Raw genomic sequence first — 25,665 nt, forward strand, 5'->3', positions numbered from 1 at the left:
ATCCTGAGCGTGAACATGAAACGACTGCTTGCCGAGGTCAATACCGATGAGCGTAACGTTTTGCATGATGATCCCCTTCAGAAAGAAAAACACCCTGCCAGCGTACCGCTCACAGGGTGGGGGTGACCATCTCATTAACCCTCGCCGCAGGGCGAGGGTTTTCGTGAATCGGCAGCGACTCAGTAGAAATCGCAGGACGCCAGTTCCGCCTGCTGCAGCCAAACCGGCTTATCGCTGGTTTTTGACCAGACGCGGTGCAGGTAGCTGTAAAAACGCCCGCGATCGCTGCGGAACAGCATCACCGGCAGGGCCAAAATGCCCGCGATAACCACTGCGCTGCGGCGCAGGAGAATCCGATGCAGTGAATAAGCGTGATAGGTCGTAGACATGCGAACCTCCTAAAAACGCCTGCCGTTGATTTGTCAGGGAAAACGGCGTCGGCGTATCAAATGAACAATCGGTAATTTGGTAACTGGACAAAATTTTAGCGCACTTGATGAAAGTTTACTACTCATCCGACCACTAAATCGCACAAAAAATCGCTAACAGCCGCCGCGATCCGTAATTTTGTTACAGCAAGGTTAATTTTTAACTTACCATTAGTTACATTGTGGTTATTATCTGGTTCATTATTTCCCGCTTACGCCTGTTCTCCCTCCCCCATCAGGGACAATCTCGCCACCGGCCTGATGATTGAAATGCTAAATTTTCGCTGAAATTTCAGCCATTTTTATACTTTTTTTACACCCGCCCGCGCGATTTTTTCATCTTCTTTCTACCCCTCTCCCTACACTGCCTCTATCAAAAACAACACCTCTGGAGGTGTCCCGTGAGTTTCAGCGTTATTGGTGGTGCGCTGTTGGTTCTGCTGCTGTTGGCCTATCTGGTCTACGCCCTGTTTAACGCGGAGGATTTCTGATGGCGGCTTCAGCCTTTTTACTGATCGCCAGCTTCCTGCTGGTGCTTCTGCTGCTGGCCAGGCCGCTGGGCGGCTTTATGGCGCGCCTGATCGAAGGTGAACCGCTGCCTGCGCTACGCGGGGTGGAAGCCGGCGTCTGGCGCGCCTGCGGCATCCGCGTCACCGAGATGAACTGGTGGCAGTACGCGCTGGCAATACTGGCGTTCAACCTGCTCGGCCTGGCGCTGCTGTTTGCCCTGCTGATGACGCAGGGCTCGCTGCCGCTCAACCCGCAAGGCTTCCCGGGCCTCTCCTGGGATCTGGCGCTCAACACCGCCGTCAGCTTCGTCACCAACACCAACTGGCAAGCCTACAGCGGCGAAAGCGCCCTCAGCTATTTAAGCCAGATGGCCGGGCTGGCGGTGCAGAACTTCGTCTCCGCCGCCACCGGCATCGCCGTGGCCTTTGCGCTGATCCGCGCCTTTACCCGCCGCGCCGGCAACACCGTCGGCAACGCCTGGGCCGATCTGTTCCGCATCACGCTGTATGTGCTGCTGCCGATCGCGCTGCTGATCGCCCTGTTCTTCGTCAGCCAGGGCACGCTGCAAAACTTCCTGCCTTACCTGCACGTCACCACGCTCGAAGGCGCGCAGCAGACGCTGCCGATGGGGCCGGTGGCCTCGCAGGAAGCGATCAAGATGCTCGGCACCAACGGCGGCGGCTTCTTCGGCGCCAACTCGGCGCACCCGTTCGAGAACCCAACCGTGCTGACCAACTTCGTGCAGATGCTGGCCATCTTCCTGATCCCCTGCGCGCTGTGCTTCTCCTTCGGCCAGTTGGCCGGTGAAAACCGCCAGGGCCATGCGCTGATCTGGGCGATGGCGCTGATCTTCGTGGCGGCGGTGGTGGCGGTGATGGTCGCCGAGCTGGCAGGCAACCCGCACCTGAGCGCGCTGGGCGCCGACAGCAACATCAATATGGAAGGCAAAGAGTCGCGCTTCGGCATTCTCGCCACCAGCCTGTTCTCGGTAGTCACCACCGCCGCGTCCTGCGGGGCGGTCAACGCCATGCACGACTCCTTCACCGCGCTGGGCGGCATGGTGCCGATGTGGCTGATGCAGATCGGCGAAGTGGTGTTCGGCGGCGTCGGCTCCGGCCTTTACGGCATGCTGCTGTTCGTGCTGCTGACGGTGTTTATCGCCGGTCTGATGATCGGCCGCACCCCGGAATATCTGGGCAAGAAGATCGACGTTTACGACATGAAAATGACCGCGCTGGCGATCCTGGTCACGCCGACGCTGGTGCTGCTGGGCAGCGCGCTGGCCATCGGCACCGACGCGGGCCGCGCCGGCATCCTCAACCCGGGCGCCCACGGCTTCAGCGAAGTGCTGTATGCCCTGTCCTCCGCCGCCAACAACAACGGCAGCGCCTTCGCCGGGTTGAGCGTCAATACGCCGTTCTACAACCTGCTGCTGGCCTTCGCCATGTTCGTCGGCCGCTTCGGGGTGATCCTGCCGGTGCTGGCGATCGCCGGCTCGCTGAGCGCCAAGCAGCGCCAGCCGGCGGGCAACGGCACCCTGCCGACCTATGGGCCGCTGTTTATCGGCCTACTGATCGGCACCGTGCTGCTGGTGGGCGCGCTGACCTTCGTGCCGGCGCTGGCGCTGGGCCCGGTGGCCGAGCATTTGCAGCTTTGGTTGGCAAACTAATCGACGTCACAGAGAGAGAATAAGAGATGACTCGCAAACAACGCGCGCTGTTTGAACCGGCTCTGGTGCGCACCGCGCTGATCGATGCGGTGAAAAAACTGGACCCTCGCGTTCAATGGCGCAACCCGGTGATGTTCGTGGTGTATATCGGCAGCATTCTGACCACCGCCATCTGGCTGGCGATCCTCACCGGCCAAACCGACGGCGCCGCCGCCTTCACCGGCAGCGTCGCCCTGTGGCTGTGGTTCACCGTGCTGTTCGCCAACTTCGCCGAGGCGCTGGCCGAAGGGCGCAGCAAGGCCCAGGCGGAAAGCCTGAAGGGCACCAAGAAAACCAGCTGGGCGAAAAAGCTGGCCGGCCCGCGCCGCGACGGCGCCACGGAGAAAGTGGCCGCCGAGAGCCTGCGCAAAGGCGATATCGTGCTGGTGGAAGCCGGCGATACCATCCCGTGCGACGGCGAAGTGCTGGAAGGCGGCGCCTCGGTGGATGAAAGCGCCATCACCGGCGAATCCGCGCCGGTGATCCGCGAGTCCGGCGGCGACTTCTCCTCGGTCACCGGCGGCACCCGCGTGCTGTCCGACTGGCTGGTGGTGCAGTGCAGCGTCAACCCGGGGGAAACCTTCCTCGATCGCATGATCGCCATGGTGGAAGGCGCCAAACGCCGCAAAACGCCGAACGAGATCGCACTGACTATCCTGCTGGTGGCGCTGACCATCGTGTTCGTCCTGGCCACCGCCACCCTGTTCCCGTTCTCGCAATACAGCGTGGAAGCGGCCGGCAGCGGCAGCGTGGTCACCATCACCGTGCTGGTCGCGCTGCTGGTCTGCCTGATCCCCACCACTATCGGCGGCCTGCTGTCCGCCATCGGCGTGGCCGGGATGAGCCGCATGCTCGGCGCCAACGTGATCGCCACCAGCGGCCGCGCGGTGGAAGCCGCCGGCGACGTGGACGTGCTGCTGCTGGATAAAACCGGCACCATCACGCTGGGCAACCGCCAGGCTTCGGAGTTCCTGCCGGCGCCGGGCGTGAAAGAGCAAGAGTTGGCGGACGCCGCGCAGCTGGCCTCGCTGGCGGACGAAACGCCGGAAGGCCGCAGCATCGTGGTGCTGGCCAAACAGCGCTTCAACCTGCGCGAACGCGATCTGCAGGCGCTGAACGCCACCTTCGTGCCCTTCTCCGCCCAGACCCGCATGAGCGGCGTCAACGTGCAGGAGCGCATGATCCGCAAAGGCGCGGTGGACGCCATTCGCCGCCACGTCGAAACCAATCAGGGCCACTTCCCGCGGGCGGTGGACGATCTGGTGGAAAGCGTGGCGCGCACCGGCGGCACGCCGCTGGTGGTGGCGGAAGGCGCCCGGGTGCTGGGCGTGGTGGCGCTGAAGGATATCGTCAAGGGCGGCATCAAGGAACGCTTCAATGAGCTGCGCAAGATGGGCATCAAAACGGTGATGATCACCGGCGATAACCCGCTGACCGCGGCGGCGATCGCCGCCGAAGCCGGGGTGGACGATTTCCTGTCGGAAGCCACGCCGGAAGCCAAGCTGGCGCTGATCCGCCAGTATCAGGGAGAAGGCCGTTTGGTGGCGATGACCGGCGACGGCACCAACGACGCCCCGGCGCTGGCGCAGGCCGATGTGGCGGTGGCGATGAACTCCGGCACCCAGGCTGCCAAAGAGGCGGGCAACATGGTCGATCTGGATTCCAACCCGACCAAGCTGATCGAAGTGGTGCACATCGGCAAACAGATGCTGATGACGCGCGGCTCGCTGACCACCTTCAGCATCGCCAACGACGTGGCCAAATACTTCGCCATCATTCCGGCGGCGTTCGCGGCCACCTACCCGCAGCTGAACGCGCTGAACGTGATGCACCTGCACTCCCCCGCCTCCGCCATCATGTCGGCGGTGATCTTCAACGCCCTGGTGATCGTGTTCCTGATCCCGCTGGCGCTGAAAGGGGTGAGCTATAAACCGATGAGCGCCGCGGCCCTGCTGCGCCGCAACCTGTGGCTGTACGGGGTCGGCGGTCTGCTGGTGCCGTTCGTCGGCATCAAATTGATCGACCTGATCCTGGTCGCGCTGCACGTCGCCGGTTAACCATTGAGGGAAATGAACATGACTTATTTACGACCTGCGCTGGTGATGCTGATTTTGCTGACGCTGATCACCGGCATCGCCTATCCGCTGCTGACCACCGGGCTGGCGCAGCTGCTGTTTCCGGCCGCGGCCAACGGCTCGCTGCTGTACCAAGGCGACAAGGCGGTCGGCTCCGCGCTGATCGGCCAGAACTTTACGCGCGCCGACTATTTCTGGGGCCGCCCGTCGGCCACCGGCGATTCGGCCTATAATCCACAGGCCTCCGCCGGCAGCAACCTGGCGGCCACCAACCCGGCGCTGGATAAGGCTATCGCCGAACGCGCAGCGCAGCTGCGCCAGGCCAACCCGGCAATGAGCGGCCCGATCCCGGTCGATCTGCTGACCGCCTCCGGCAGCGGGTTGGATCCGCAGATCTCGATCGCCGCCGCGCAATATCAGCTGGCGCGGGTCGCGGCGGCGCGTCATCTGCCGCCGGAACAGGTCGCCAAACTGATCGACGACAATACCGATCGGACCACGCCCAACTTCATGGGGGAATCGGTGGTCAACGTGCTGAAGCTGAACCTGGCGCTGGATGCGTTGAAGTAACGCGCCGTATTCAGCATAGTGATAGGGTTCGGCATGCCGAACCCCTTTTTGCTTGGTAACACAAGGAATTGTCATGGTCGAAGAAGAGCAGCAGCGCCCCGATCCCGATAGCCTGCTGGCGCTGGCCAATGAAAAACCGCGCGGCCGGTTGAAGGTATTCTTCGGCGCCTGCGCCGGCGTGGGCAAAACCTACGCCATGCTGCAGGAGGCCCAGCGTTTGCGCGCTCAGGGGCTGGACGTGCTGGTCGGCGTGGTGGAAACCCACGGCCGCAGCGAGACCGCCGCCCTGCTCGACGGCCTGTCGCTGCTGCCGCAAAAACGCATCCAGCATCGCGGCCGGCTGGTGCATGAATTCGATCTCGACGCTGCGCTGGCGCGCCACCCGGCGCTGGTGCTGATGGACGAACTGGCGCACAGCAACGCCCAGGGTTCGCGCCACCCCAAACGCTGGCAGGATGTGGAAGAGCTGCTGGACGCCGGCATCGACGTGCTGACTACCGTCAACGTGCAACATCTGGAAAGCCTGAACGACGTCGTGGGCGGCGTGACCGGCGTGCGGGTGCGCGAAACGGTGCCCGACCACGTGTTTGACGAAGCCGCCGAAGTGGTGCTGGTCGATCTGCCGCCGGACGATCTGCGCCGGCGGCTGCACGAAGGCAAAGTGTATATTCCCGGTCAGGCCGAGCGCGCCATCGAGCACTTCTTTCGCAAAGGCAACCTGATCGCCCTGCGCGAGCTGGCGCTGCGCCGCACCGCCGATCGGGTCGATGATCAGATGCGCGAGTTTCGCGATACCCAGGGGCGCGAGAAAGTGTGGCACACCCGCGACAGCATTCTGCTGTGCGTCGGCCACAACAGCGGCAACGAAAAGCTGGTGCGCATCGCCGCCCGGCTGGCGGCGCGGCTCGGCTGCCACTGGCATGCGGTCTATGTGGAAACCCCCAAGCTGCACCGGCTGCCGGAAAACCAGCGCCGCGCCATTCTGCGCGCGCTGCGGCTGGCGCAGGAGCTGGGGGCAGAAACCGCCACCCTGGCCGATCCGTCCGAAGAGCGCGCGGTGCTGCGCTACGCCCGCGAGCATAACCTCGGCAAAATCATCATCGGCCGCCGCAGCGAACAGCGCTGGAAGCTGCGCGGCAGCTTCGCCGATCGCCTCGGCCGGCTGGGCCCGGATCTCGATCTGGTGATCGTGGCGCTGGAGAACGACGCCGCGCTGCCGCCGCCGGGCAAGGAGCACGACGGCCGCAGCTTCAATGAGAAATGGCGCATGCAGCTGCGCGGCTGCGCGGTGGCGGTGGCGCTGTGCGCGCTGATCACCCTGCTCTCGCAGTGGCTGCTGCCGGGCTTCGATCAGGCCAACCTGGTGATGATCTATCTGCTCGGCGTGGCGATCGTCGCGCTGTTCTTCGGCCGCTGGCCGTCGGTGCTGGCGGCGGTGATCAACGTCGCCAGCTTCGATCTGTTCTTCGTCCAGCCCGAATGGTCGTTCGCCGTCAGCGATATGCAGTATCTGCTGACCTTCGGCGTGATGCTCGCCGTCGGCATCATCATTGGCAACCTGACCGCCGGGGTGCGTTATCAGGCCCGGGTGGCGCGCTACCGCGAGCAGCGGGCGCGTCACCTGTACGAAATGTCGCGCGGGCTGAGCCGCGCGCTGACCGTGGCCGACATCGCCAATACCAGCCGCCACTTCCTCTCCAGCAGTTTCCAGGCGAAAACCGTGCTGCTGCTGCCGCAGGAAGACGGCCGCCTGCAACAGATGGTCGGCGAGGAAGGCGGGCTGCTGTCGGTTGATGAAGCCATCGCGCGCTGGAGCTTCGACAAAGGCCTGCCGGCAGGTGCCGGCACCGACACCCTGCCCGGCGTGCCTTACCAGCTGCTGCCGCTCAATACCCCCAAGCAGACCTTCGGCCTGCTGGCGATCGAGCCCAACAACCTGCGCCAGCTGATGGTGCCGGAACAGCAGCGGCTGCTGCAGACCTTCGCGGTGCTGATCGCCAGCGCGCTGGAGCGGCTGCACCTGGCGCGCAGCGCCGAAGAAGCCAAGCTGGACGCCGAGCGCGAACAGCTGCGCAACTCGCTGCTGGCGGCGCTGTCGCACGATCTGCGCACGCCGCTGACCGTGCTGTTCGGCCAGGCGGAAATCCTCACGCTGGACCTGGCGGCCGAAGGCTCCAATCACGCCACCCAGGCCAGCCAGATCCGCCAGCAGGTGCTGAGCACCACCCGGCTGGTGAACAACCTGCTGGATATGGCGCGCATCCAGTCCGGCGGTTTCAGCCTGCGCAAAGAGTGGCAGTCGCTGGAAGAGATCGTCGGCGCCTCGCTGCACATGCTGGAGCCGCTGCTCAGCCAGCATCCTATCGTGGTCGAACTGCCGCCGGAACAGATCCTGGTCAACTGCGACGGCAGCCTGCTGGAGCGGGTGTTCACCAACCTGTTGGAAAACGCCAATAAATACGCCGGCGCCGAGGCCACCATCGGCATTCGCGCCCGCACGCTGCCCGAGTGGCTGGAAGTCGAGGTCTGGGATAACGGCCCCGGCATCCCCGCCGATCAGCTGCAGCTGATTTTCGACAAGTTTTCACGCGGCAATAAAGAGTCGGCAATCCCCGGCGTCGGCTTGGGGTTAGCGATTTGCCGTGCCATTATTGAAGTGCATGATGGCCGCATCTGGGCGGAAAACGGCGCCAACGGCGGCGCCAGCTTCCGCTTCGTGCTGCCGCTGGAAAAACCGCCCGAGATCGACGGCGACGCCTTCGATCTGTAATCAACGCAGGGGAAACGTGAGCATAACGCCAACCAACATTCTGATTGTTGAAGATGAAAAAGAGATCCGCCGCTTCGTGCGCACCGCACTGGAGAGCGAAGGCCTGCGGGTATTTGAAAGTGAAACGCTGCAGCGTGGGTTGATTGAAGCCGGCACGCGCAAACCGGATCTGATCATTCTTGATTTGGGCTTGCCGGACGGCGACGGGCTGAGCTACATCCGCGATCTGCGGCAGTGGAGCGCCATTCCGGTGATCGTGCTGTCGGCGCGCAACGCCGAAGAGGACAAAATCGCCGCGCTGGACGCCGGCGCCGACGACTACCTCAGCAAGCCGTTCGGCATCGGCGAGCTGCTGGCGCGGGTGCGGGTCGCGCTGCGCCGCCACTCCGCCAGCCAGCAGGAAAGCCCGCTGGTGAGTTTTTCAGCGATCACCGTCGATCTGGTGAATCGCCGGGTGCTGCGCAACGACGAAGATTTGCACCTGACGCCGATCGAGTTTCGCCTGCTGGCGGAACTGCTGGCCAACGCCGGCAAGGTGATCACCCAACGTCAGCTGTTGAGCCACGTCTGGGGGCCGAACTACGTGGAGCACAGCCACTACCTGCGCATCTACATGGGCCATCTGCGGCAGAAGCTGGAAGCCGATCCGGCCCGGCCCAAACACCTGCTGACCGAAACCGGCGTCGGCTACCGCTTCATGCCTTAACCCCGGCGGGCGCGGTGTGCCGCGCCTTTACGCCGCCGGGCCTTTCTTCAATCCGACCATAAATTCCTTAAACGCATCGCGCAACGGAGCAAACACCGGGTGTTTGCGGTTTTCGATCATCACTTCGGAGAACAGCTTCAATCCCACGGCGAAGGCCGCGCTCTGCTCGTGGCCGAAGTTCAGATCGTCACGCGCCCGGATGCGCTCGACGATCTCGAGAATATCGTCGTGGTTGGTCACTTCAAAACTCAGCGGCGCTTTCTCGACGGGATTGCCCTGGCGATCGCTCAGGGCTTCAACGGTAATAGTAAAACGGTGGCCGGGCATCAGTTCTTCTCCTGCTGCGTGGGTTGAATATGCATTTCGCTTTCGATCGCCGCCACGGCGGTCAGCAACGCGGCGTTGATGCGCTCCACCTGCTGCGGCGTAAGATCGGCGCGCATCACGTTGCCGCGCAGCAGGCTGCGCAGGCGGTTCATGGCGTCGTAGATGCCTTCCGCCAGGTTGCCGTGCCGATGATGCTCGCGGCCGGCACCCGCCAGGCGCGCCAGAATGACGTCAACCGCCTGTTGATGCTTTTGCAGCTCGCCCTCGCCCGCCGCGGTGATGCGGTAGCTTTTGCGGCCGTTGCCGGTGGTGAGCGGCTCAAGGAAATCCTGCTCTTCCAGCAGCGTCAGCGTGGGGTAAATCACCCCCGGGCTCGGCACGTACAGGCCGGAAGAGGCTTCCTCGATCGCCTTGATCAGCTCATAGCCGTGGCTGGGCTTGCGCGCCACCAGCGCCAGCAGCACCAGGCGCAGATCGCCGTGTTCGAACAGACGATGACGCCCGCCCCGGCCGCCGCGCCCACCCCGGCCGTGCTCTTCGCCGTCGCCGCCGAAATGATGGCGCCCGCCGCGATGACGGCGGCCCTCTTCACATTCATGATGGTGATGGTGATGCCGGTGTAAACCTAATCGATGAAACATAGGGTGATACCTCGCTTTAACAGTGAACATCAATACGAGGTTGTTTAGATATATCTAAACAGCGTCGATAACGCTAATCTAGATCGATATATCTAAATGCGCAAGCGCGCACCGATAAAAAGATATATCTAAATTGCAGGCATAAAAAAAGCGCTGTAAAAACAGCGCTTTTTATCAATCAGGGAAAGTGATTACTTGGCGGAAGCCAGCACTTCGCTAACGATTTCGACCGCTTCATGCTCAATCTTCTCGCGGTGTTCCGCGCCGAGGAAGCTCTCGCAATAGATCTTGTAAGCCTCTTCGGTACCGGAAGGACGAGCCGCGAACCAGCCGTTGTCGGTCATCACTTTCAGCCCGCCGATCGAGGCGCCGTTACCCGGCGCCGCGGTCAAACGTGCGGTGATCGGATCCCCGCCCAGCGTACTGGCCTTGACCATCTCCGGCGACAGCTTGGACAGCGCCGCTTTCTGCGCATGGGTTGCCGGCGCCTGGATGCGGTTATAGCTCGGCGCACCGAAACGCTTGGCCAGATCGTCATAGTGATGCTGCGGGTTCTCACCGGTTACCGCGGTGATTTCAGCCGCCAGCAGGCACATGATGATGCCGTCTTTGTCCGTCGACCACGGCTGGCCGTTGAAGCGCAGGAACGAAGCCCCGGCGCTCTCTTCGCCGCCGAAGCCCAGGCTGCCGTCGAACAGGCCGTCCACAAACCATTTGAAACCGACCGGCACTTCCACCAGCTTGCGGCCCAGGTCGGCCACCACGCGGTCGATCATCGCGCTGGACACCAGCGTTTTACCGACTGCGACATCGGCGCCCCACTGCGGGCGATGTTGGAACAGGTAGTTGATGGCTACCGCCAGATAGTGGTTCGGGTTCATCAGGCCTTTCGGCGTGACAATGCCGTGGCGGTCGTAATCCGGATCGTTGGCGAACGCCAGATCGAATTTGTCGCGCAGCGCCAGCAGGCCGGCCATCGCCGACTCGGACGAGCAGTCCATGCGGATGATGCCGTCGTGATCCAGGTGCATAAAGCGGAAGGTCTGATCGATGGAATCGTTCACCAGCGTCAGATCCAGCTTGTAGTGTTCCGCCACGCGCTGCCAATAGGCGATGCCGGAGCCGCCGAGCGGATCCACGCCCAGCTTCAGGCCGGCGCGTTGAATGGCCGGCATGTCGACCACCTCAACCAGGCCTTCGACATAAGGCTGCACCAGGTCTTTGGCGTGCAGGTGGCCACTGTTCCAGGCCTTGTCCAGCGACTGGCGCTGAACGCCTTTCAGCTGCTGCGCCAGCAGTTCGTTGGCGCGCTTCTCGATCACCGACGTCAGGTTGGTGTCAGCCGGGCCGCCGTTCGGCGGATTGTATTTGATGCCGCCGTCTTCCGGCGGGTTGTGGGACGGCGTAATGACGATGCCGTCGGCCTGCGCGCCGCCGCGGCGGTTGTGGCACAGAATGGCGTGCGATACCGCCGGCGTTGGCGTGAAACCGTTATTTTCCTGCACGATCACATCGACGCCGTTGGCGGTCAGCACTTCCAGCACGGAAATGAAGGCCGGCTCAGACAGCGCATGGGTGTCTTTGCCCACGTAGCACGGGCCGGTGGTGCCCTGCTGATGACGAACTTCGGCGATCGCCTGAGCGATGGCGAGGATGTGCGCTTCGTTGAAGCTGTGGCGCTGCGCGCTGCCGCGGTGGCCGGAGGTGCCAAACTTCACCGCGTGTGCGGCATTGCCGGCTTCAGGTTGCAGCACATAGTACTGCGACGTCAGCTGGGCTACGTTGATCAGATCGCTTTGGCGGGCGGGCTGCCCGGCACGTGGATTATTCGCCATCGACATATCTCCCTCATCCCTGTCGGTGACCGGGCAATACGTCGCGCACGGCCAGCATGACGGGCTGTTCGCTAAATTAGACGGTACCGCAAACTTTTTCGATCAGTTCCGCCGGGAACTGCATCGCCTGCATGATGTGTTCGATCATGCTGCGTTTGCGGCCGGTATTGGTATTGGTGATCACCCAGTAAGGGGTGCCCGGTACATGCTTCGGCTTGGTATGCGTGCCGTTGGCCAGCAGGGTCTGCTGATCGCCGGCGAAATAGGTGCGGGTACGGCCGGTCAACGCCTCGGTGGCGGCGGCGAAACCGGCGGCATCGAGGGTGTACAGCGTGGACAACACCAGCATGAAACGGTTGACCGCTTTGTTCTGCTCGGCGTATTCATCCGATAACAGCAGCTCACGCATGGCGCGCACGCGATCGCGCGGACGCTGCGCCGGCGCCGCTTTTTCCAGCTCGACGGACTGCGGGGCACTGGCGGCAGGCAACGCGCGCACCGGCTGCCCGGCGGTGAATTTCAACATGCGGCGTAAAATATCGGACGCGCTTTCACCGATGTGTTGCGTGTGGCTGGCAATATAACGGTAAAGCTCTTCGTCGACTTCAATAGTTTTCATCTTTATCCAATACTGTTTTTTCTACTTAGAACCTGAAGCCAGATCCTGCATTCAAGCCATGGGATTATAAGGTTAAAAGCGCTGGGGCGAACACAACAATGTGCCTCCGGACGGCAAATGCAGACTAATACCTATAGCCGGCACTGCCAAGCCCGCGCCGCGAAAATTCCGCATGATTCATCGTGCGATTCAATCATGATACCCTAATCTGAATCTCTCTCAGTATGAACTTCGCCATGAAATTACATTATCAACTGCTGGCCGCCGAGTCAGACGCGCTGCCGGTGCTGCTGATCCACGGGCTGTTCGGCAATCTGGACAACCTGGGCGTGCTGGCGCGCGATCTGCATAAACAGCACACGGTGATCAAGGTCGATCTGCGCAATCACGGCCTCTCCCCGCGCGCCGACGACATGAACTACCCCGCCATGGCGCAGGATCTGCTGGCGCTGCTCGACGAACTGCAGCTGGAGAAAGCGATCGTCATCGGCCATTCGATGGGCGGCAAAGCGGCGATGGCGCTGACCGCCATCGCGCCCGAGCGCGTCGCCAGGCTGATCGTTATCGACGTCGCGCCGGTGGATTACCAGACCCGCCGCCACGACGAGATCTTCGCCGCGCTGAAGGCCGTCAGCGCCGCCGGCATCACCCAGCGCCAGGCGGCCGCCGAGCTGATGCGCGACTACCTGCAGGAAGAAGGCGTGATCCAGTTCCTGCTGAAGTCCTTCCACAACGGCGAATGGCGCTTCAACCTGCCGGTGCTGATCGCACGCTACGAAGACATCACCGGCTGGCAGGAAGTCCCGCCCTGGCCGCACCCGACCCTGTTCATTCGCGGCGGCCTGTCGCCGTATGTGCAGGACAGCTATCGTGCGGACATCGCCCGCCAGTTCCCGCAGGCTCGCGCGCACGTCGTCGCCGGCACCGGCCATTGGGTGCACGCCGAAAAACCGGAAGCGGTGCTGCGCGCCATCCACCGTTTCCTCGACGAAGCCTGAAAAACACGCTCCCCTGGCGAAAAAACGCGCTAAAGATAACAGCTTAGCGCGTTTAGCCCGCAGTTAGGCATTGTCGCCGCTCCATCTGCTGGGGTAATATGGCGCGCTATAATTTTGCCGCCGCGCCAGCGCGTTCACGAACGCCGGTTCGGGGGTGAATTTGGGTTAGGGTTTATTGGCCCGAAGTGTGTTAACCGATGCCTCCGGAAGCGTGCGAGCGCTTTTTGATGCAAACTCCCTTGCAGTACCGCTACCTATGGCAAAAGAACAAACGGATCGCACGACGCTGGATCTGTTCGCAGATGAACGCCGTCCGGGGCGCCCGAAAACCAACCCGCTCTCCCGCGATGAACAGCTTAGAATCAATAAGCGCAATCAGTTACGGCGCGATAAAGTGCGTGGATTGCGGCGCGTAGAGCTGAAAATCAACGCGGATGCGGTGGACGCCCTGAACAAACTGGCGGAACAGCGCAACATCAGCCGCAGCGAACTCATCGAGCAGATGCTGTTGGCGCAACTGGCGGAAGAACAGCCGGAACATTGATCTCTTCGGCCGCACGCGCGGCGCGGCGTTAAGGACAACGCCGGATCGACCACGCTTTTCTTCATTCTCCGGCATCGCATAAATGCGATAAAACCCCGGCGCCACTTTCTGGCATGATACGCATTTACCGGCTAGAGACTGCGCCTGTCGGCGCCCGCCCCGGAGGCGAAAGGCTCTTGCCATGGCATCATTTTAATCGGCGTCAGCGGCGGCAGTGCCGGCGTCGAGTAATGCAATTACTTGAATTTAAAGGTTATACGCGATATGGCTACTGTAGGCATTTTCTTTGGCAGCGACACTGGCAATACCGAAAACATTGCCAAAATGATCCAGAAAATTCTCCAGAAACAGTTTGGCGACGACGTCTCTGAAGTGCATGACATCGCTAAAAGCAGCAAAGAAGACCTGGAAGGGTTCGATATCCTGCTGCTGGGTATCCCGACCTGGTACTACGGTGAAGCACAGTGTGACTGGGATGATTTCTTCCCGACGCTGGAAGAAGTCGACTTCAACGGCAAACTGGTGGCGCTGTTCGGCTGCGGCGACCAGGAAGACTACGCGGAATACTTCTGTGACGCGATGGGCACCATCCGCGACATCATCGAACCGCGCGGCGCGGCCATCGTGGGCCACTGGCCGACCAAGGGCTACCACTTCGAGGCCTCCAAAGGCCTGGCGGACGACGATCACTTCATCGGTTTGGCGATCGACGAAGACCGTCAGCCGGAGCTGACCAACGAGCGCGTGGACGCCTGGGTCAAACAGATCGTCGAAGAGCTGAGCCTGGCCGATATCGTCGGCTAAGCCCCGGCACTGGCGAAAGGTTGAACAAAGGCCCTGTAAAGTGCATAGTGTGCCCACAGGGCCGTCATCGGCAGCAGGGATTGCTGCGATAGAAGCTACAGATTTGTAACTTCCCACCCCGTCACGGTAGACTGAGATATCGGTTTATCCCATCCATCAAGGCGTTGCATGCAAAACATGCAATAGTGCAATTATATCTTTGTTAACAACCGGCGGTTTCTATTTAGTACAACCGGTTCTATAATGAGACGCATTAACTCTTTGTGCCGACCGATGCCACAGGCGAGTACGCCTCAACTTGATTAGCATAGTAACAGGACTGAATTCGCATGACCGACAACAACATCGCACTGAAGAAGGCCGGCTTAAAAGTCACGCTTCCGCGACTCAAAATCCTGGAAGTACTGCAAAATCCGGAATGCCATCACGTCAGTGCGGAAGATTTGTACAAAAAACTGATTGATATGGGCGAAGAGATCGGGCTGGCAACGGTTTATCGCGTACTGAACCAGTTTGACGATGCGGGCATTGTGACACGTCACAATTTCGAAGGCGGCAAGTCCGTGTTCGAGCTGACCCAACAGCATCACCACGATCACCTGATTTGCCTGGACTGCGGCAAAGTGATTGAATTCAGCGACGAATCCATCGAAGTTCGCCAGCGTGATATCGCCAAGCAGCACGGCATCAAGCTCACCAACCACAGCCTGTACCTGTACGGCCACTGCGAAACCGGTGACTGTCGTGAAGACGAAACGCTGCACGACAAGAAATAAGCCTGACCGGCTATGAAAAACCGCCTCACACCGAGGCGGTTTTTTTATGCCCGCCGTGCAACGAGCAAAAAAATCCCCGGACAAGCCGGGGAAAATCATGTCATGAAATATCACAATTGCAGCGGCACTGCGACTCCACGTACTACTCTCACTTCAACGTCCGCCCCGCGCCGACACGCGCGAAGGCAGACGCATTCCCCCTTCGTTATACGGCCTGCCGACGGGGCAGCAGGCCGTTGCACCGGGCTTAAACCTTCTCGGCGCGGCTGTAGCGTTTACCGTCCGGGCTGACCGAACGCACCTGAACGTCACCGGAAACCGCCGGTTTGGCCTTGGCGTCATAGCGCTGCCACTGCTTGCCGCCGTCGGTGGAATACTCGATGCCCAATCCCGGCAGCGCGATATTCGCCTCCAGCTTGCCGCCCGCTACGCGCGCGCCCGGCACCGGCAGACGGTAAGCGACGCCGCCTTTGTCCAGCTTGGCCAGCTCACGCTGGCCCAGAATATTGGCGAAGCGCAGCCAGTCTTTCTCCAGCGCCTTGGTATCGACAAAGTGGGTTTCCCCGCCTTTGTATTCGCGGCCGGCGCGATAGTCCTGCTCCCAACCGGCGCGGTGCCAGGCGCGTTCCGCCACCGACAGCGCGCGTGGGAAGATCATGTATTCCATCTGCGGATCGGTGCGCTGGGTTTCGCTCCACAGCTGAGCGGACAGCCCGTAGGCGCCCGGCCACGGCTTGTCGCTCTTGGCGCTGAAGGGGTTGCCGTCGCGGTCGACCGAGGTTTCCGCGTTCTGCGGCATGTTGTCCGGCGCAAAGCTGAACACCTTGCGCTCGTCGCTGAAGCGGGTGCCCCAGTAGTAACCGCGCTCGTCCGGGTTCACCTCGTAAGGGAAGTCCATATAGACGTAGTCCGGGTTGGAAACCACCACTTCATACCCTTTGTTGGCCCAGTCGTTGACGCTATCGAAACCGCCCCAGTACAGGGTATCCCAGAAGTTGACGCCCACGCGCGAGGTGGCGAACGCCTTCGCGCTCTCGGCGTCTTTCAGGCCGTCCTGCCAGGCCTGCATTCTGTCGATGCCGTGCGCCTTCACCAGCTTGCTGACCTCTTGGCCGAAGTAGCTCGGCAGGTGCTCCATGTCGGCCACCTTGCCTTCTTTGATCATCGTCTGGCACACCTGCGACTTGGCCCATGGCTTGTCTTCGTTGCTCTGATCGATGATGCCTTTGCCCGGCTCCGGTTTCGCCTTGTCGGTATAGCCGGCGCCCAGGCGAATGTTTTTCGCTTCGTCGCCGCCGAAGTGCCAGGTCTTGATCGGCTGGCCGGCTTCTTTATGCATCTGGGCGATCTCGCCGATCACCTTGTCGACAAAGCGCTGGGAAGAGTCCAGGCACGGGTTCAGGTAGCTCTGGCGGTTAAAGAACTGCACGGAGGTGGTGTTGGAGGTATCGGTCGGATCCACCAGGCGGAATTCGTTGGCCTCCTGCTCTTTCCCGGCGGCATGCAGCTTTTTATAGCGCGCTTCCATCGAGACCACCGCGGCGCGGGCGTGCGCCGGCATGTCGATCTCCGGGATCACTTCAATCTGGCGCGCCTGGGCGTATTTGATGATGTCGATATAGTCCTGACGGCTGAAGAAGCCGCCGTAGACGTCCGGCCCCTGGCCGTACTGCGGCAGCAGGCAGGTGGTTTCGCTCAGATCGTGGCAGCGCTGGCCGCCGACTTCCGTCAGCTCAGGCAAACCGGGGATCTCGATGCGCCAGCCTTCGTCATCGCTCAGGTGGAAGTGGAATTTGTTGAGCTTGTAGGCCGCCATCTGATCCAGCAGGCGCAGCACCGCGTCCTTCTTATGGAAGTTGCGCGCCACGTCGAGGAAAATGCCGCGATACTCGAAGCGCGGCGCATCGCTGGCGTCCAGCGTGGCGATCTTGCCGCTGCCGTCGCTCGGCACTAACGACAGGATCGACTGCAGCCCGTAGAACACCCCGGCCTGATCGAAACCGATCACTCGCGCCTCTTTCTTGCCGATTTTCAACTCATAGGCGCCTGACACCGCCATCGCGCCTTTAAACTTGCCCGGCTGAATGTCGGTCTTGATCGGATAGCCGTTGGCCTGAACCGGCACGCCCAGCAGCGCAAAGCGCTGGTTGACGGCGTCCGCCGCCGGCTTGACCAGCGTGCTCAGATCCGGTGCCACGCCGTTACGCAGATCGGCGTCCTGCGCGTGCACTTTCACCTGCATCGGCGTCGGCACGATCTGGCCGCGCAGCGCGCCGGCAGGCAGCGTCTGCAGATCGGCATTGCTGACAAAGCGCGAAGCCGGCGTCATCAGAATGTTTTTGTCGTCCTTGGTGCGCTTCCACTGGTCGCCGGTGAACGGCGCCACGAACTGATCCAGATTTTCGGTATCGGTATTCGCCAGCATTTTCGGCTTGGCGTCGCCGGACGTGGCATACCAGCGCGGCAGGAAGTCGTTTCTGAACAGCTGCCAGTATTCGGCCACCACTGGAATTTCCACCGCCTTACCGGCCGGGAAACCGCTGAATTTGGCGGTCGGCTCCAGCTTGTACAGATCGCCGGTGAGGTGAGCGATCTTGAACTGGTCGTTGTCCACCCGCAGGGTCTGGCGCGGGCTGTGGAAATAGATGACCCAGTCTTTGCCGTCGATCGCCTGGCCGTCGTTGCTGAGGGTGAACAACACCCGGTTGCAAGAGGCCCAGTCGGCGCCCAGCGCCGCGCAATCCACGCCGTTTTCGCCAGCGCGGTTATCCAGCATTTTCACGTTCAGCTTCAGCTGACTCAGTTGATCCACCAGCTGTTGATCGGCCATGGCGTTTCCCATGCCGCCCAGGAATCCCATCGTTGCCGTCAAAGCGGCTAATGCGCTCAGTTTGAATGCGTTCATGTTCTTGTCCTTCTTAATTATTGTTATCGCGAATTTCTTGCCACAGCTTGCCGCACTTGGCGTCGTAAGCCTGACCGTTGCCGCTGTGAACCGCCATAATGCAGTTCTGATAATCCATCACCCGCACCGTTTCCTGCGCGGCGAACTGCTGGTGCTGCTTCTCTTGCTTCAGCACGTTCAGCACCGCTTTGCAGGGCTGCAGACGCTCCGGCGAACCTTCGGCGGTGTTGATGCAGGCGCTGTAAGCCTGCTTCAATTTGGCGTCTTCCGGCGGCGCGGCGGGTTGCGCGCAGGCGCTCAAGGCCGCGGCGGCCGCCAACATCAGCATGATTTTTTTCATCGTTGAATTCCCTTAACTGCCCCCGGCGGCGAGGCCGGGGAACGCATCAGAAGATGGTGAATGGCGCGATGACCATGAACTTGACGTCTTTCTCGTCCTGGAAGATGTTGCCGTAACCGCCGCCCCAGCTCGGGATGTTGGTGTGGTTGTCATACTGGGTGTAGTGCAGCTTGATCAGCGTGCCCTTGGCGCGCCCTTCCTGGATGGTGTACATCGCGTCCAGGCTCCAGGCGCTCTCTTTCAGGCGCTGGCTCTGATCGTAGATCGGGTTGGTGCTCGGCTTGGCGTCCCAGGCGTAAACGTAGGAGCCGCCGACCGCCATGCCCGGCAGGTTCCAGTTGCTGAGGTCATACATCACGCCGGCGTACACCGCTTTCTCGCCGTTGGCGTTAAAGTCGGAGCGGTTGTCCCACCACACGTCCAGGCGGCCGTTGGATGAGGCGTAGGTTGGGGTCATGCGCTGCAGGAAGAAGCCCTGGTTGCCTTCCGCCTTGACCATGGTGCCTTCCAGACGCCAGTTGAACTGCCCGGTGGTGTAACCGAAGGTCAGCGCCTGCAGCCAGGCCAGGCCGTCGTAGATGCTGTTCGGATCGTTCTTGTCGCTGATGCGGTCTTCCGCACCGTAGAACTGGTAACTGGTGGTCAGCGGGTTGCCCAGCAGATCGAATTTGTAAGACGCTTTAGTGAAGTATTGATTCACGTATCCCTGCGCCTGGCCGAAGGCGGCTTCCAGCACCAGATCGTTTTTGAAATCGTATTTGGCGCCCAGCGAGTGCAGGTAGGAGACGCGGGTTTTCCTGTCGTTCTGGCGGAAGTCGTCCACCTCGATATGCCACGGCGCCTTGTATTTGTCGGCCCACATGTAGGAGAAGCTCAACGCGCCGGCATCGCCGTAGTCGAACTTGGCGCCGGCTTCGGCCCCCTGATAGGTGCCCGGCATAAAGCTCCAGTGCGGCGCCAGCAGGGTTTGGCCGCTCGGCTGAATATAGCCGGCGCGTGCCCAGACCGGGCCGTATTTGAATTTGGCGGCGGCTTTGTACAGGCTGATGCCGCCCTTGTCACCGGAATAGTCTTCGTCGTAGGTCCGGTTTTTCGAGGAAAACGCGATCTCGTTCGGGTGGCCGCTGGCGCTGGATTCCGCCAGCTCGATGGCGGTGAAGGCACCGACGTCCAGACCGAACATATCCCAGGCGTAGCCCGAAGCGAAATCCAGGCTCAGGTTGGCGGTGGAGTGCGACAGGTTGGTGGTATATTGGTTGTAATCCTTGCTGTCCGGATTGAGATCTTTACGGTCGCGCTCACGTTGCCAGTAATAGATGCCGCCGGTCAGCGTGGAATCATCGATAAACCCTGCGGCTTTCGCCTCAGGCGCCATGGCAAACCCTGTTCCCAACAGCGCGCCCGCGACTGCGAGCGCCAGCGTTTTACGCTGAGCACCGTGCGTACCCATATTGAAATTCCTCTTTGACTTAACTTAAAAGTTGCAGCCGCCTGTGTTCACCACTGCCCTGCACGACTGCCAATAAAAAACCCGAACGGGTAAAAAATATTGCCGACGAGATGTTATTCCCACAGCACTAATTGCTACAGACAGACTATTTTTCGCGACGCGAATTATCAAATGAAAAATGCGGGAGATTTGTCAAAGTATGACAAGGAGCACATATCAGTGAGATTTTGTTACGCCGGTGATCATGGAAGGTGTCGAATAAAAAATTCAATTAAATCAGAATAAATTGAGATACCAGGTCAACCAGAGACGATTAATGGTTTCAGCCTGACTAAATCCGTCAGTCAGGCGATAAAAATTGAAAGCGCTCTCTAAATGAGATTAATTCGCATCACGAATATATAAGCAAATATTAAGACTAACAAGGCCAATATCAGAAAGCTTATGGGTTAATGCGCCGTGATTAATTAAACGCGCTCCGGTTAAAATCAGAGAAGAATAGATCGCAGGTGAAACCACAGGCATAAAAAAGCGCGGCCTAAGCCGCGCTGATTCATTAATTTTCGAGGCGAATAAGATTAGCCTTCGATTTTCGCCCAGGTGTCGCGCAGGCCGACGGTGCGGTTAAACACCAGATGCTCGGCCGACGAATAGCGACTGTCGGCGCAGAAGTAACCTTCACGCTCGAACTGATAGGCTTTCTCCGGCTGTGCGGCCGCCAGGCTCGGCTCGACGAAGCCGTGCTTGATCACCAGCGATTCCGGGTTGATGGTGGAGAGGAAATCTTCCGCCGCGCCCGGGTTAGGCACGCTGAACAGGCGATCGTACAGGCGAATTTCCGCCGGCAGCGCGTGCGCCGCGGACACCCAATGGATCACGCCCTTCACCTTGCGGCCGTCGGCAGGATCTTTGCTCAACGTTTCCGCATCGTAGCTGCAGAAGATGGTGACGATCTCGCCCACTTCGTCCTTCTCGACGCGCTCGGCCTTGATCACGTACGCATTGCGCAGACGCACTTCTTTGCCCAGCACCAAGCGCTTGTACTGCTTGTTGGCTTCTTCGCGGAAGTCGGCGCGATCGATATAGATCTCGCGGCTGAACGGCACATCGCGGCTGCCCATTTCCGGCTTGTTCGGATGGTTAGGCATGGTGACCATTTCCACCGCATCGCCCATGTTCTCGATGACGATTTTCACCGGATCCAGCACCGCCATGGCGCGCGGGGCGTTCTCGTTCAGATCGTCGCGGATGCAGGATTCCAGCGCCACCATCTCGACGTTGTTGTCTTGCTTGGTCACGCCGATGCGCAGGCAGAACTCGCGAATCGAGGCGGCGGTATAACCGCGGCGGCGCAGACCGGAGACGGTTGGCATCCGCGGGTCGTCCCAGCCTTCGACGATCTTCTCGGTCACCAACTGGTTCAGCTTGCGCTTCGACATGATGGCGTATTCGAGGTTGAGACGCGAAAACTCGTACTGACGCGGGTGGCAAGGAATGGTGATGTTATCCAACACCCAGTCATACAGACGGCGGTTATCCTGGAATTCCAGGGTACACAGCGAATGGGTGATCCCTTCCAGCGCATCGGAAATGCAGTGGGTGAAATCGTACATCGGGTAGATGCACCATTTATTGCCGGTCTGGTGGTGTTCGGCGAACTTGATGCGGTACAGCACCGGATCGCGCATCACGATAAACGGCGAAGCCATATCGATCTTGGCGCGCAGGCAGGCGGCGCCTTCGGCGAACTCGCCGTTGCGCATCTTCTCGAACAGCGCCAGGTTCTCTTCCACGCTGCGATCGCGGTACGGGCTGTCTTTGCCCGGCGCGGTCAGGGTGCCGCGATATTCACGGATCTGCTCCGGCGACAGCTCATCGACGTAGGCCAGCCCCTTGGTGATCAGCTCGACCGCATACTGGTGCAGCTGATCGAAATAGTCTGAGGAGTAACGAACGTTGCCGCTCCACTCAAAGCCCAGCCACTCCACGTCGTGCTTGATTGACTCCACGAACTCGATGTCTTCTTTCACCGGGTTGGTGTCATCGAAACGCAGGTTGCACTGGCCCTGATAGTCCTTGGCGATGCCGAAGTTCAGGCAGATGGACTTGGCGTGGCCGATATGCAGATAGCCGTTAGGCTCCGGCGGGAAGCGGGTATGTACCGACGTGTGTTTCCCCGACGCCAGATCTTCATCGACGATCTGACGGATAAAATTGGTTGGGCGGGCTTCAGCCTCACTCATTTCACTGTTCCTCAATGCAAAGCGCTACACATAACCGCCTATGATCCAACAAGCCACGTCTGGAAACAACCGTTTGTTGCACGAAAAATGCGGCGCGTTGCCCCCTCGGCGCGCAGCGCACCGCCGTGGGGCGAAACGGGATAAAAAAAGCGGGAAGAGATCGCTCTCTTCCCGCCAAATCGGGGCAAACTCCGCCATGATGCGTGGCCGGCCCCCGGTACTACTCAGGTAAAAACGGCCTTACTTTTGGATCTCGTACAGCTTGGTCTGACCGGCGACCACAGAGCCGCTGGCCAGCGCCGCCAGGCCGGCGTAGTCGTCAGAGTTGCTGACCACCACCGGGCTTATCATCGAACGCGCGTTGGCGTTGAGATAATCCAGATCCAGTTCCAGGATCGGTTGACCGGCTTTCACTTCCGCGCCCTCTTCCACCAGGCGTTTGAAGCCCTGGCCTTCCAGCGCGACGGTGTCGATCCCCATGTGCACCACGATCTCGGCGCCCTTGTCGGTTTCCAGGCAGAACGCGTGGTTGGTATTGAAGATTTTCACCACGGTGCCGTCCGCCGGCGCCACGACGATGTTGTCGGTCGGGCGAATCGCCAAGCCGTCGCCTACCGCCTTGCTGGCGAAAGCTTCGTCCGGCACCTGATCGAGCGCCACGACTTCACCGGTCACCGGCGCCACCAGCGTTTCAAACGCGGCTTTCGGCGCGTTCGGCACCGCCTGCGGTTTGGCTTCCGCGGCAGGGGCCGCCGCCGGGGCCGCCGCAGCCGCTACCGGGCCGGCTGCAATCACGTTGCGCATTGCGCTGGCGATAAGTTCAGCACGGGTGCCGACGATCACTTGCACGCTCTGCTTGTTCAGGCGGATAACGCCGGATGCGCCGAGGCGTTTCGCCAAGGCGTCGTTCACCAGCGCGGAGTCTTTCACGTTCAGACGCAGGCGGGTGATGCAGGCATCGATGCCGGTCAGGTTGTCGGAACCGCCGATCGCGCCGACGTAGCGACGGGCCAGCGTGGTGGTTTCGTTCTCGTCTTTACCGCCGTTGCTGTTGACGTTGACGTCGTAACCGTCGGTTTCGTCACCGGCAACCGCCAGCTCGCGGCCCGGGGTCATCAGGTTGAATTTGTTGATGGTGAAGCGGAACACCACGTAGTAGATGACGAAGAACACCAGGCCCTGCGGGATCAGCATGTACCAGTGGGTCGCCAGCGGGTTACGCACCCACAGCATCATATCCACCAGGCCGGCGCTGAAGCCGAAACCGGAAATCCAATGCATGTTAGCAGCGATGAACACCGAGATACCGGTCAACACGGCGTGGATCACATACAGCACCGGCGCCACGAACATGAAGGAGAATTCCAGCGGTTCGGTGATGCCGGTAAAGAAAGCGGCGAAGGCCCCCGCCATCATGATCCCCAGCACTTTGGCCTTATTCTCAGGACGCGCGCAGTGATAGATGGCCAGCGCCGCACCCGGCAGACCGAACATCATGATCGGGAAGAAGCCGGCCTGATAACGGCCGGTGATGCCGACGACCGCTTTACCCGCGTCGATCGACTGCTGGCCGCCGAGGAAGTTAGGGATATCGTTGATGCCGGCCACGTCGAACCAGAACACCGAGTTCAGCGCGTGGTGCAGGCCGACCGGGATCAGCAGGCGGTTGAAGAAGGCATAGATGCCCGCGCCGACCGAGCCCAATTTTTGGATGTGTTCGCCGAAGCTCACCAGAGCGCCGAACACCACTGGCCAGACGAACATCAGGATGTAAGCGACCAGGATCATCAGGAAGGAAATGAGGATCGGCACCAGGCGGCGGCCGCTGAAGAACGACAGCGCCTTAGGCAGCTCGACGCCGCTGAAGCGGTTGTACACTTCGGCGGAGATGATACCCACCAGAATACCGACGAACTGGTTCTCAATCTTGCCGAACGCGGCGGGCACCTGATCGAGCGGGATCTTCTGAATCATCGACACGGCGGCCGGTGAACAGAGGGTGGTCAGCACCAGGAAACCGACGAAGCCGGTCAGTGCGGCAGAGCCGTCCTTGTCTTTGGACATGCCGTAGGCGACACCAACGGCGAACAACACCGCCATATGATCGATAATCGCAGAGCCAGACTTAATCAATAAGGCAGCGAAAGCGTTGTCGCCGCCCCAACCAACAGGGTCAATCCAGTACCCGACGCCCATCAAGATGGCGGCGGCGGGCAGCGTGGCGACCGGCACCATCAGCGCCCGTCCCACCTTTTGCAAATAACTAAGAATGTTCACCTTTTCCCCCTATGTTGTCCGCGGACGGACCCTATTAGTAGTTTATTTGGAGCTCTCACTACCTTTTTAGAAACAACGCATGGCACGTATCACTCATGCCGAGTGTAAAAAATTTATTTTGTATCGCAAATTAAAACCTCCCTTTTTGTGATAAATATCACCAAAAAGTAGTCTTTCCCTCCCGGATTGCTGGCCATCACACAAAACTTATTTTATCATTCAAAAAATCAACCGAACGGACGATTCACGCGAGAATCATAAAGCTGGGTTACGCTTAGGACTCCCGCAGGCCCGTACAGTATAGCTTTAGTTTACTTATCCCAAGAGGTGTTAGATGAGACTTATCCCACTGAAAGATACCGCACAAGTCGGCAAATGGGCCGCGCGTCATATCGTTCAACGCATCAACGCATTCAAGCCAACCGCAGAGCGCCCGTTTGTCCTCGGCCTGCCTACCGGCGGCACGCCGCTGGAAGCCTACAAACATCTGATTGCGATGCACAAAGCAGGTGAAGTAAGCTTTAAGCATGTTGTGACTTTCAACATGGACGAGTACGTTGGCCTGCCGCAGGAACACCCGGAAAGCTACCACACCTTCATGTACCGCAACTTCTTTGATCACGTTGATATCCCTCGTGAAAATATCAACCTGCTGAACGGCAACGCCGCGGATGTCGACGCCGAGTGCCGCCAGTACGAAGAGAAGATCAAGTCTTACGGCAAAATTAACCTGTTCATGGGCGGCGTGGGCATCGACGGCCATATCGCGTTCAACGAGCCGGCTTCGTCCCTGGCTTCACGCACCCGCATCAAAACGCTGACCGAAGACACCCGCATCGCCAACTCGCGCTTCTTCGGCGGCGACGTCAGCCTGGTGCCGAAATATGCGTTGACCGTCGGCGTGGGTACGCTGCTGGATGCCGAAGAAGTGATGATCCTGGTGACCGGCCACGCCAAGGCGCAGGCGCTGGAAGCCGCGGTGGAAGGCAACATCAACCACATGTGGACCATCAGTTGCCTGCAGCTGCACGCCAAAGCGGTGGTGGTGTGCGACGAACCGGCCACCATGGAGCTGAAAGTCAAAACCGTTAAATATTTCCGCGAGTTAGAAGCGGAAAGCGTGAAAAGTCTTTAATCTT

At 60.4% G+C, this 25,665-nt stretch carries 21 protein-coding genes; 11 read left to right on the forward strand and 10 right to left on the reverse strand.

Features of this window, described 5'->3' with window-relative positions:
• Positions 1 to 179 precede the first annotated feature (179 nt).
• Positions 180 to 389, reverse strand: coding sequence for a YbfA family protein (locus tag REA38_RS23010; RefSeq protein ID WP_004939916.1), 210 nt, complete (start codon positions 387 to 389; stop codon positions 180 to 182).
• Between the two features lie 440 nt (positions 390 to 829).
• On the opposite strand from REA38_RS23010, the gene REA38_RS23015 reads away from it, so the two are divergent.
• The 6 genes from REA38_RS23015 to kdpE all read left to right on the forward strand — a co-directional run bounded on the left by REA38_RS23015 (position 830) and on the right by kdpE (position 8,767).
• A complete protein-coding gene (locus REA38_RS23015; protein WP_016928742.1) occupies positions 830 to 919 on the forward strand; it encodes a K(+)-transporting ATPase subunit F in 90 nt (29 codons plus the stop codon).
• Positions 919 to 2,607, forward strand: coding sequence for a potassium-transporting ATPase subunit KdpA (kdpA, locus tag REA38_RS23020; protein WP_060429645.1), 1,689 nt, complete (start codon positions 919 to 921; stop codon positions 2,605 to 2,607). Before REA38_RS23015 ends, kdpA begins: the two co-directional genes overlap by 1 nt.
• 26 nt (positions 2,608 to 2,633) lie before the next feature.
• Positions 2,634 to 4,703, forward strand: coding sequence for a potassium-transporting ATPase subunit KdpB (gene kdpB / locus REA38_RS23025; protein ID WP_033637460.1), 2,070 nt, complete (start codon positions 2,634 to 2,636; stop codon positions 4,701 to 4,703).
• Positions 4,704 to 4,721: 18 nt separating this feature from the next.
• On the forward strand, positions 4,722 to 5,291 hold the full coding sequence (gene kdpC / locus REA38_RS23030; RefSeq protein WP_049196293.1) for a potassium-transporting ATPase subunit KdpC: 570 nt from the start codon (positions 4,722 to 4,724) through the stop codon (positions 5,289 to 5,291).
• A gap of 73 nt (positions 5,292 to 5,364) precedes the next feature.
• A complete protein-coding gene (gene kdpD / locus REA38_RS23035) occupies positions 5,365 to 8,061 on the forward strand; it encodes a two-component system sensor histidine kinase KdpD (RefSeq protein ID WP_060387383.1) in 2,697 nt (898 codons plus the stop codon).
• Between the two features lie 16 nt (positions 8,062 to 8,077).
• Positions 8,078 to 8,767, forward strand: coding sequence for a two-component system response regulator KdpE (gene kdpE / locus REA38_RS23040; RefSeq protein WP_033637458.1), 690 nt, complete (start codon positions 8,078 to 8,080; stop codon positions 8,765 to 8,767).
• Between the two features lie 27 nt (positions 8,768 to 8,794).
• On the opposite strand, the gene REA38_RS23045 is transcribed toward kdpE, so the two are convergent.
• The 4 genes from REA38_RS23045 to seqA all read right to left on the reverse strand — a co-directional run bounded on the left by REA38_RS23045 (position 8,795) and on the right by seqA (position 12,189).
• Entirely contained in the window at positions 8,795 to 9,094 is a 300-nt protein-coding gene (locus REA38_RS23045; protein WP_308886697.1) for a DUF3861 domain-containing protein, read from the reverse strand.
• The gene (locus tag REA38_RS23050) at positions 9,094 to 9,735 is read right to left on the reverse strand and encodes a PadR family transcriptional regulator (protein WP_060420297.1); all 642 of its coding nucleotides are present in this window, start codon (positions 9,733 to 9,735) and stop codon (positions 9,094 to 9,096) included. Before REA38_RS23050 ends, REA38_RS23045 begins: the two co-directional genes overlap by 1 nt.
• Positions 9,736 to 9,926: 191 nt before the next feature.
• Positions 9,927 to 11,570, reverse strand: coding sequence for a phosphoglucomutase (alpha-D-glucose-1,6-bisphosphate-dependent) (pgm, locus tag REA38_RS23055; protein ID WP_033638690.1), 1,644 nt, complete (start codon positions 11,568 to 11,570; stop codon positions 9,927 to 9,929).
• 76 nt (positions 11,571 to 11,646) lie between these two features.
• Positions 11,647 to 12,189, reverse strand: coding sequence for a replication initiation negative regulator SeqA (gene seqA, locus REA38_RS23060; protein ID WP_033637454.1), 543 nt, complete (start codon positions 12,187 to 12,189; stop codon positions 11,647 to 11,649).
• 224 nt (positions 12,190 to 12,413) lie between these two features.
• Between seqA and ybfF the strand changes: the two genes are divergently transcribed.
• From ybfF to fur, 4 genes are all read left to right on the forward strand, one after another.
• Positions 12,414 to 13,187, forward strand: coding sequence for an esterase (gene ybfF, locus REA38_RS23065; RefSeq protein ID WP_126171408.1), 774 nt, complete (start codon positions 12,414 to 12,416; stop codon positions 13,185 to 13,187).
• A gap of 256 nt (positions 13,188 to 13,443) precedes the next feature.
• Complete coding sequence (gene ybfE / locus REA38_RS23070) at positions 13,444 to 13,731, forward strand: LexA regulated protein (protein ID WP_004939936.1); 288 nt, start codon at positions 13,444 to 13,446, stop codon at positions 13,729 to 13,731.
• Between the two features lie 264 nt (positions 13,732 to 13,995).
• On the forward strand, positions 13,996 to 14,535 hold the full coding sequence (fldA, locus tag REA38_RS23075; RefSeq protein WP_025301862.1) for a flavodoxin FldA: 540 nt from the start codon (positions 13,996 to 13,998) through the stop codon (positions 14,533 to 14,535).
• 329 nt (positions 14,536 to 14,864) lie between these two features.
• Positions 14,865 to 15,311 (forward strand): ferric iron uptake transcriptional regulator, encoded by a 447-nt coding sequence (gene fur, locus REA38_RS23080; RefSeq protein ID WP_019454058.1) that lies wholly within the window; start codon positions 14,865 to 14,867, stop codon positions 15,309 to 15,311.
• A 247-nt stretch (positions 15,312 to 15,558) separates the two neighbouring features.
• On the opposite strand, the gene REA38_RS23085 is transcribed toward fur, so the two are convergent.
• The 5 genes from REA38_RS23085 to nagE all read right to left on the reverse strand — a co-directional run bounded on the left by REA38_RS23085 (position 15,559) and on the right by nagE (position 24,526).
• Entirely contained in the window at positions 15,559 to 18,216 is a 2,658-nt protein-coding gene (locus REA38_RS23085; protein ID WP_041033874.1) for a beta-N-acetylhexosaminidase, read from the reverse strand.
• Between the two features lie 13 nt (positions 18,217 to 18,229).
• Entirely contained in the window at positions 18,230 to 18,556 is a 327-nt protein-coding gene (gene chiQ, locus REA38_RS23090) for a ChiQ/YbfN family lipoprotein (protein ID WP_004939944.1), read from the reverse strand.
• A gap of 46 nt (positions 18,557 to 18,602) precedes the next feature.
• Complete coding sequence (locus REA38_RS23095) at positions 18,603 to 20,006, reverse strand: OprD family outer membrane porin (protein WP_033655304.1); 1,404 nt, start codon at positions 20,004 to 20,006, stop codon at positions 18,603 to 18,605.
• A 578-nt stretch (positions 20,007 to 20,584) separates the two neighbouring features.
• The gene (gene glnS / locus REA38_RS23100) at positions 20,585 to 22,249 is read right to left on the reverse strand and encodes a glutamine--tRNA ligase (protein WP_308886700.1); all 1,665 of its coding nucleotides are present in this window, start codon (positions 22,247 to 22,249) and stop codon (positions 20,585 to 20,587) included.
• A 240-nt stretch (positions 22,250 to 22,489) separates the two neighbouring features.
• Positions 22,490 to 24,526, reverse strand: a complete 2,037-nt coding sequence (nagE, locus tag REA38_RS23105; RefSeq protein WP_033655302.1) for an N-acetylglucosamine-specific PTS transporter subunit IIBC — start codon at positions 24,524 to 24,526, stop codon at positions 22,490 to 22,492.
• Positions 24,527 to 24,860: 334 nt separating this feature from the next.
• Between nagE and nagB the strand changes: the two genes are divergently transcribed.
• A complete protein-coding gene (gene nagB / locus REA38_RS23110; protein ID WP_004939952.1) occupies positions 24,861 to 25,661 on the forward strand; it encodes a glucosamine-6-phosphate deaminase in 801 nt (266 codons plus the stop codon).
• Positions 25,662 to 25,665: the final 4 nt, after the last annotated feature.

The sequence above is a fragment of the Serratia sp. MF1(2023) genome (assembly GCF_030954545.1).
In the GTDB taxonomy this organism is placed as follows: Bacteria; Pseudomonadota; Gammaproteobacteria; order Enterobacterales; family Enterobacteriaceae; genus Serratia; species Serratia sarumanii.

Bases quoted from the DNA above. Each gene is read 5' to 3' on its own strand.
- REA38_RS23010 (WP_004939916.1), bottom strand. From the start codon at position 389: ATGTCTACGACCTATCACGCTTATTCACTGCATCGGATTCTCCTGCGC.
- ybfE (WP_004939936.1), top strand. From the start codon at position 13,444: ATGGCAAAAGAACAAACGGATCGCACGACGCTGGATCTGTTCGCAGAT.
- seqA (WP_033637454.1), bottom strand. From the start codon at position 12,189: ATGAAAACTATTGAAGTCGACGAAGAGCTTTACCGTTATATTGCCAGC.
- kdpA (WP_060429645.1), top strand. From the start codon at position 919: ATGGCGGCTTCAGCCTTTTTACTGATCGCCAGCTTCCTGCTGGTGCTT.
- chiQ (WP_004939944.1), bottom strand. From the start codon at position 18,556: ATGAAAAAAATCATGCTGATGTTGGCGGCCGCCGCGGCCTTGAGCGCC.
- ybfF (WP_126171408.1), top strand. From the start codon at position 12,414: ATGAACTTCGCCATGAAATTACATTATCAACTGCTGGCCGCCGAGTCA.
- glnS (WP_308886700.1), bottom strand. From the start codon at position 22,249: ATGAGTGAGGCTGAAGCCCGCCCAACCAATTTTATCCGTCAGATCGTC.
- REA38_RS23085 (WP_041033874.1), bottom strand. From the start codon at position 18,216: ATGAACGCATTCAAACTGAGCGCATTAGCCGCTTTGACGGCAACGATG.
- REA38_RS23095 (WP_033655304.1), bottom strand. From the start codon at position 20,006: ATGGGTACGCACGGTGCTCAGCGTAAAACGCTGGCGCTCGCAGTCGCG.
- REA38_RS23050 (WP_060420297.1), bottom strand. From the start codon at position 9,735: ATGTTTCATCGATTAGGTTTACACCGGCATCACCATCACCATCATGAA.
- kdpB (WP_033637460.1), top strand. From the start codon at position 2,634: ATGACTCGCAAACAACGCGCGCTGTTTGAACCGGCTCTGGTGCGCACC.
- fur (WP_019454058.1), top strand. From the start codon at position 14,865: ATGACCGACAACAACATCGCACTGAAGAAGGCCGGCTTAAAAGTCACG.
- kdpC (WP_049196293.1), top strand. From the start codon at position 4,722: ATGACTTATTTACGACCTGCGCTGGTGATGCTGATTTTGCTGACGCTG.
- pgm (WP_033638690.1), bottom strand. From the start codon at position 11,570: ATGGCGAATAATCCACGTGCCGGGCAGCCCGCCCGCCAAAGCGATCTG.
- kdpD (WP_060387383.1), top strand. From the start codon at position 5,365: ATGGTCGAAGAAGAGCAGCAGCGCCCCGATCCCGATAGCCTGCTGGCG.
- REA38_RS23045 (WP_308886697.1), bottom strand. From the start codon at position 9,094: ATGCCCGGCCACCGTTTTACTATTACCGTTGAAGCCCTGAGCGATCGC.
- fldA (WP_025301862.1), top strand. From the start codon at position 13,996: ATGGCTACTGTAGGCATTTTCTTTGGCAGCGACACTGGCAATACCGAA.
- nagB (WP_004939952.1), top strand. From the start codon at position 24,861: ATGAGACTTATCCCACTGAAAGATACCGCACAAGTCGGCAAATGGGCC.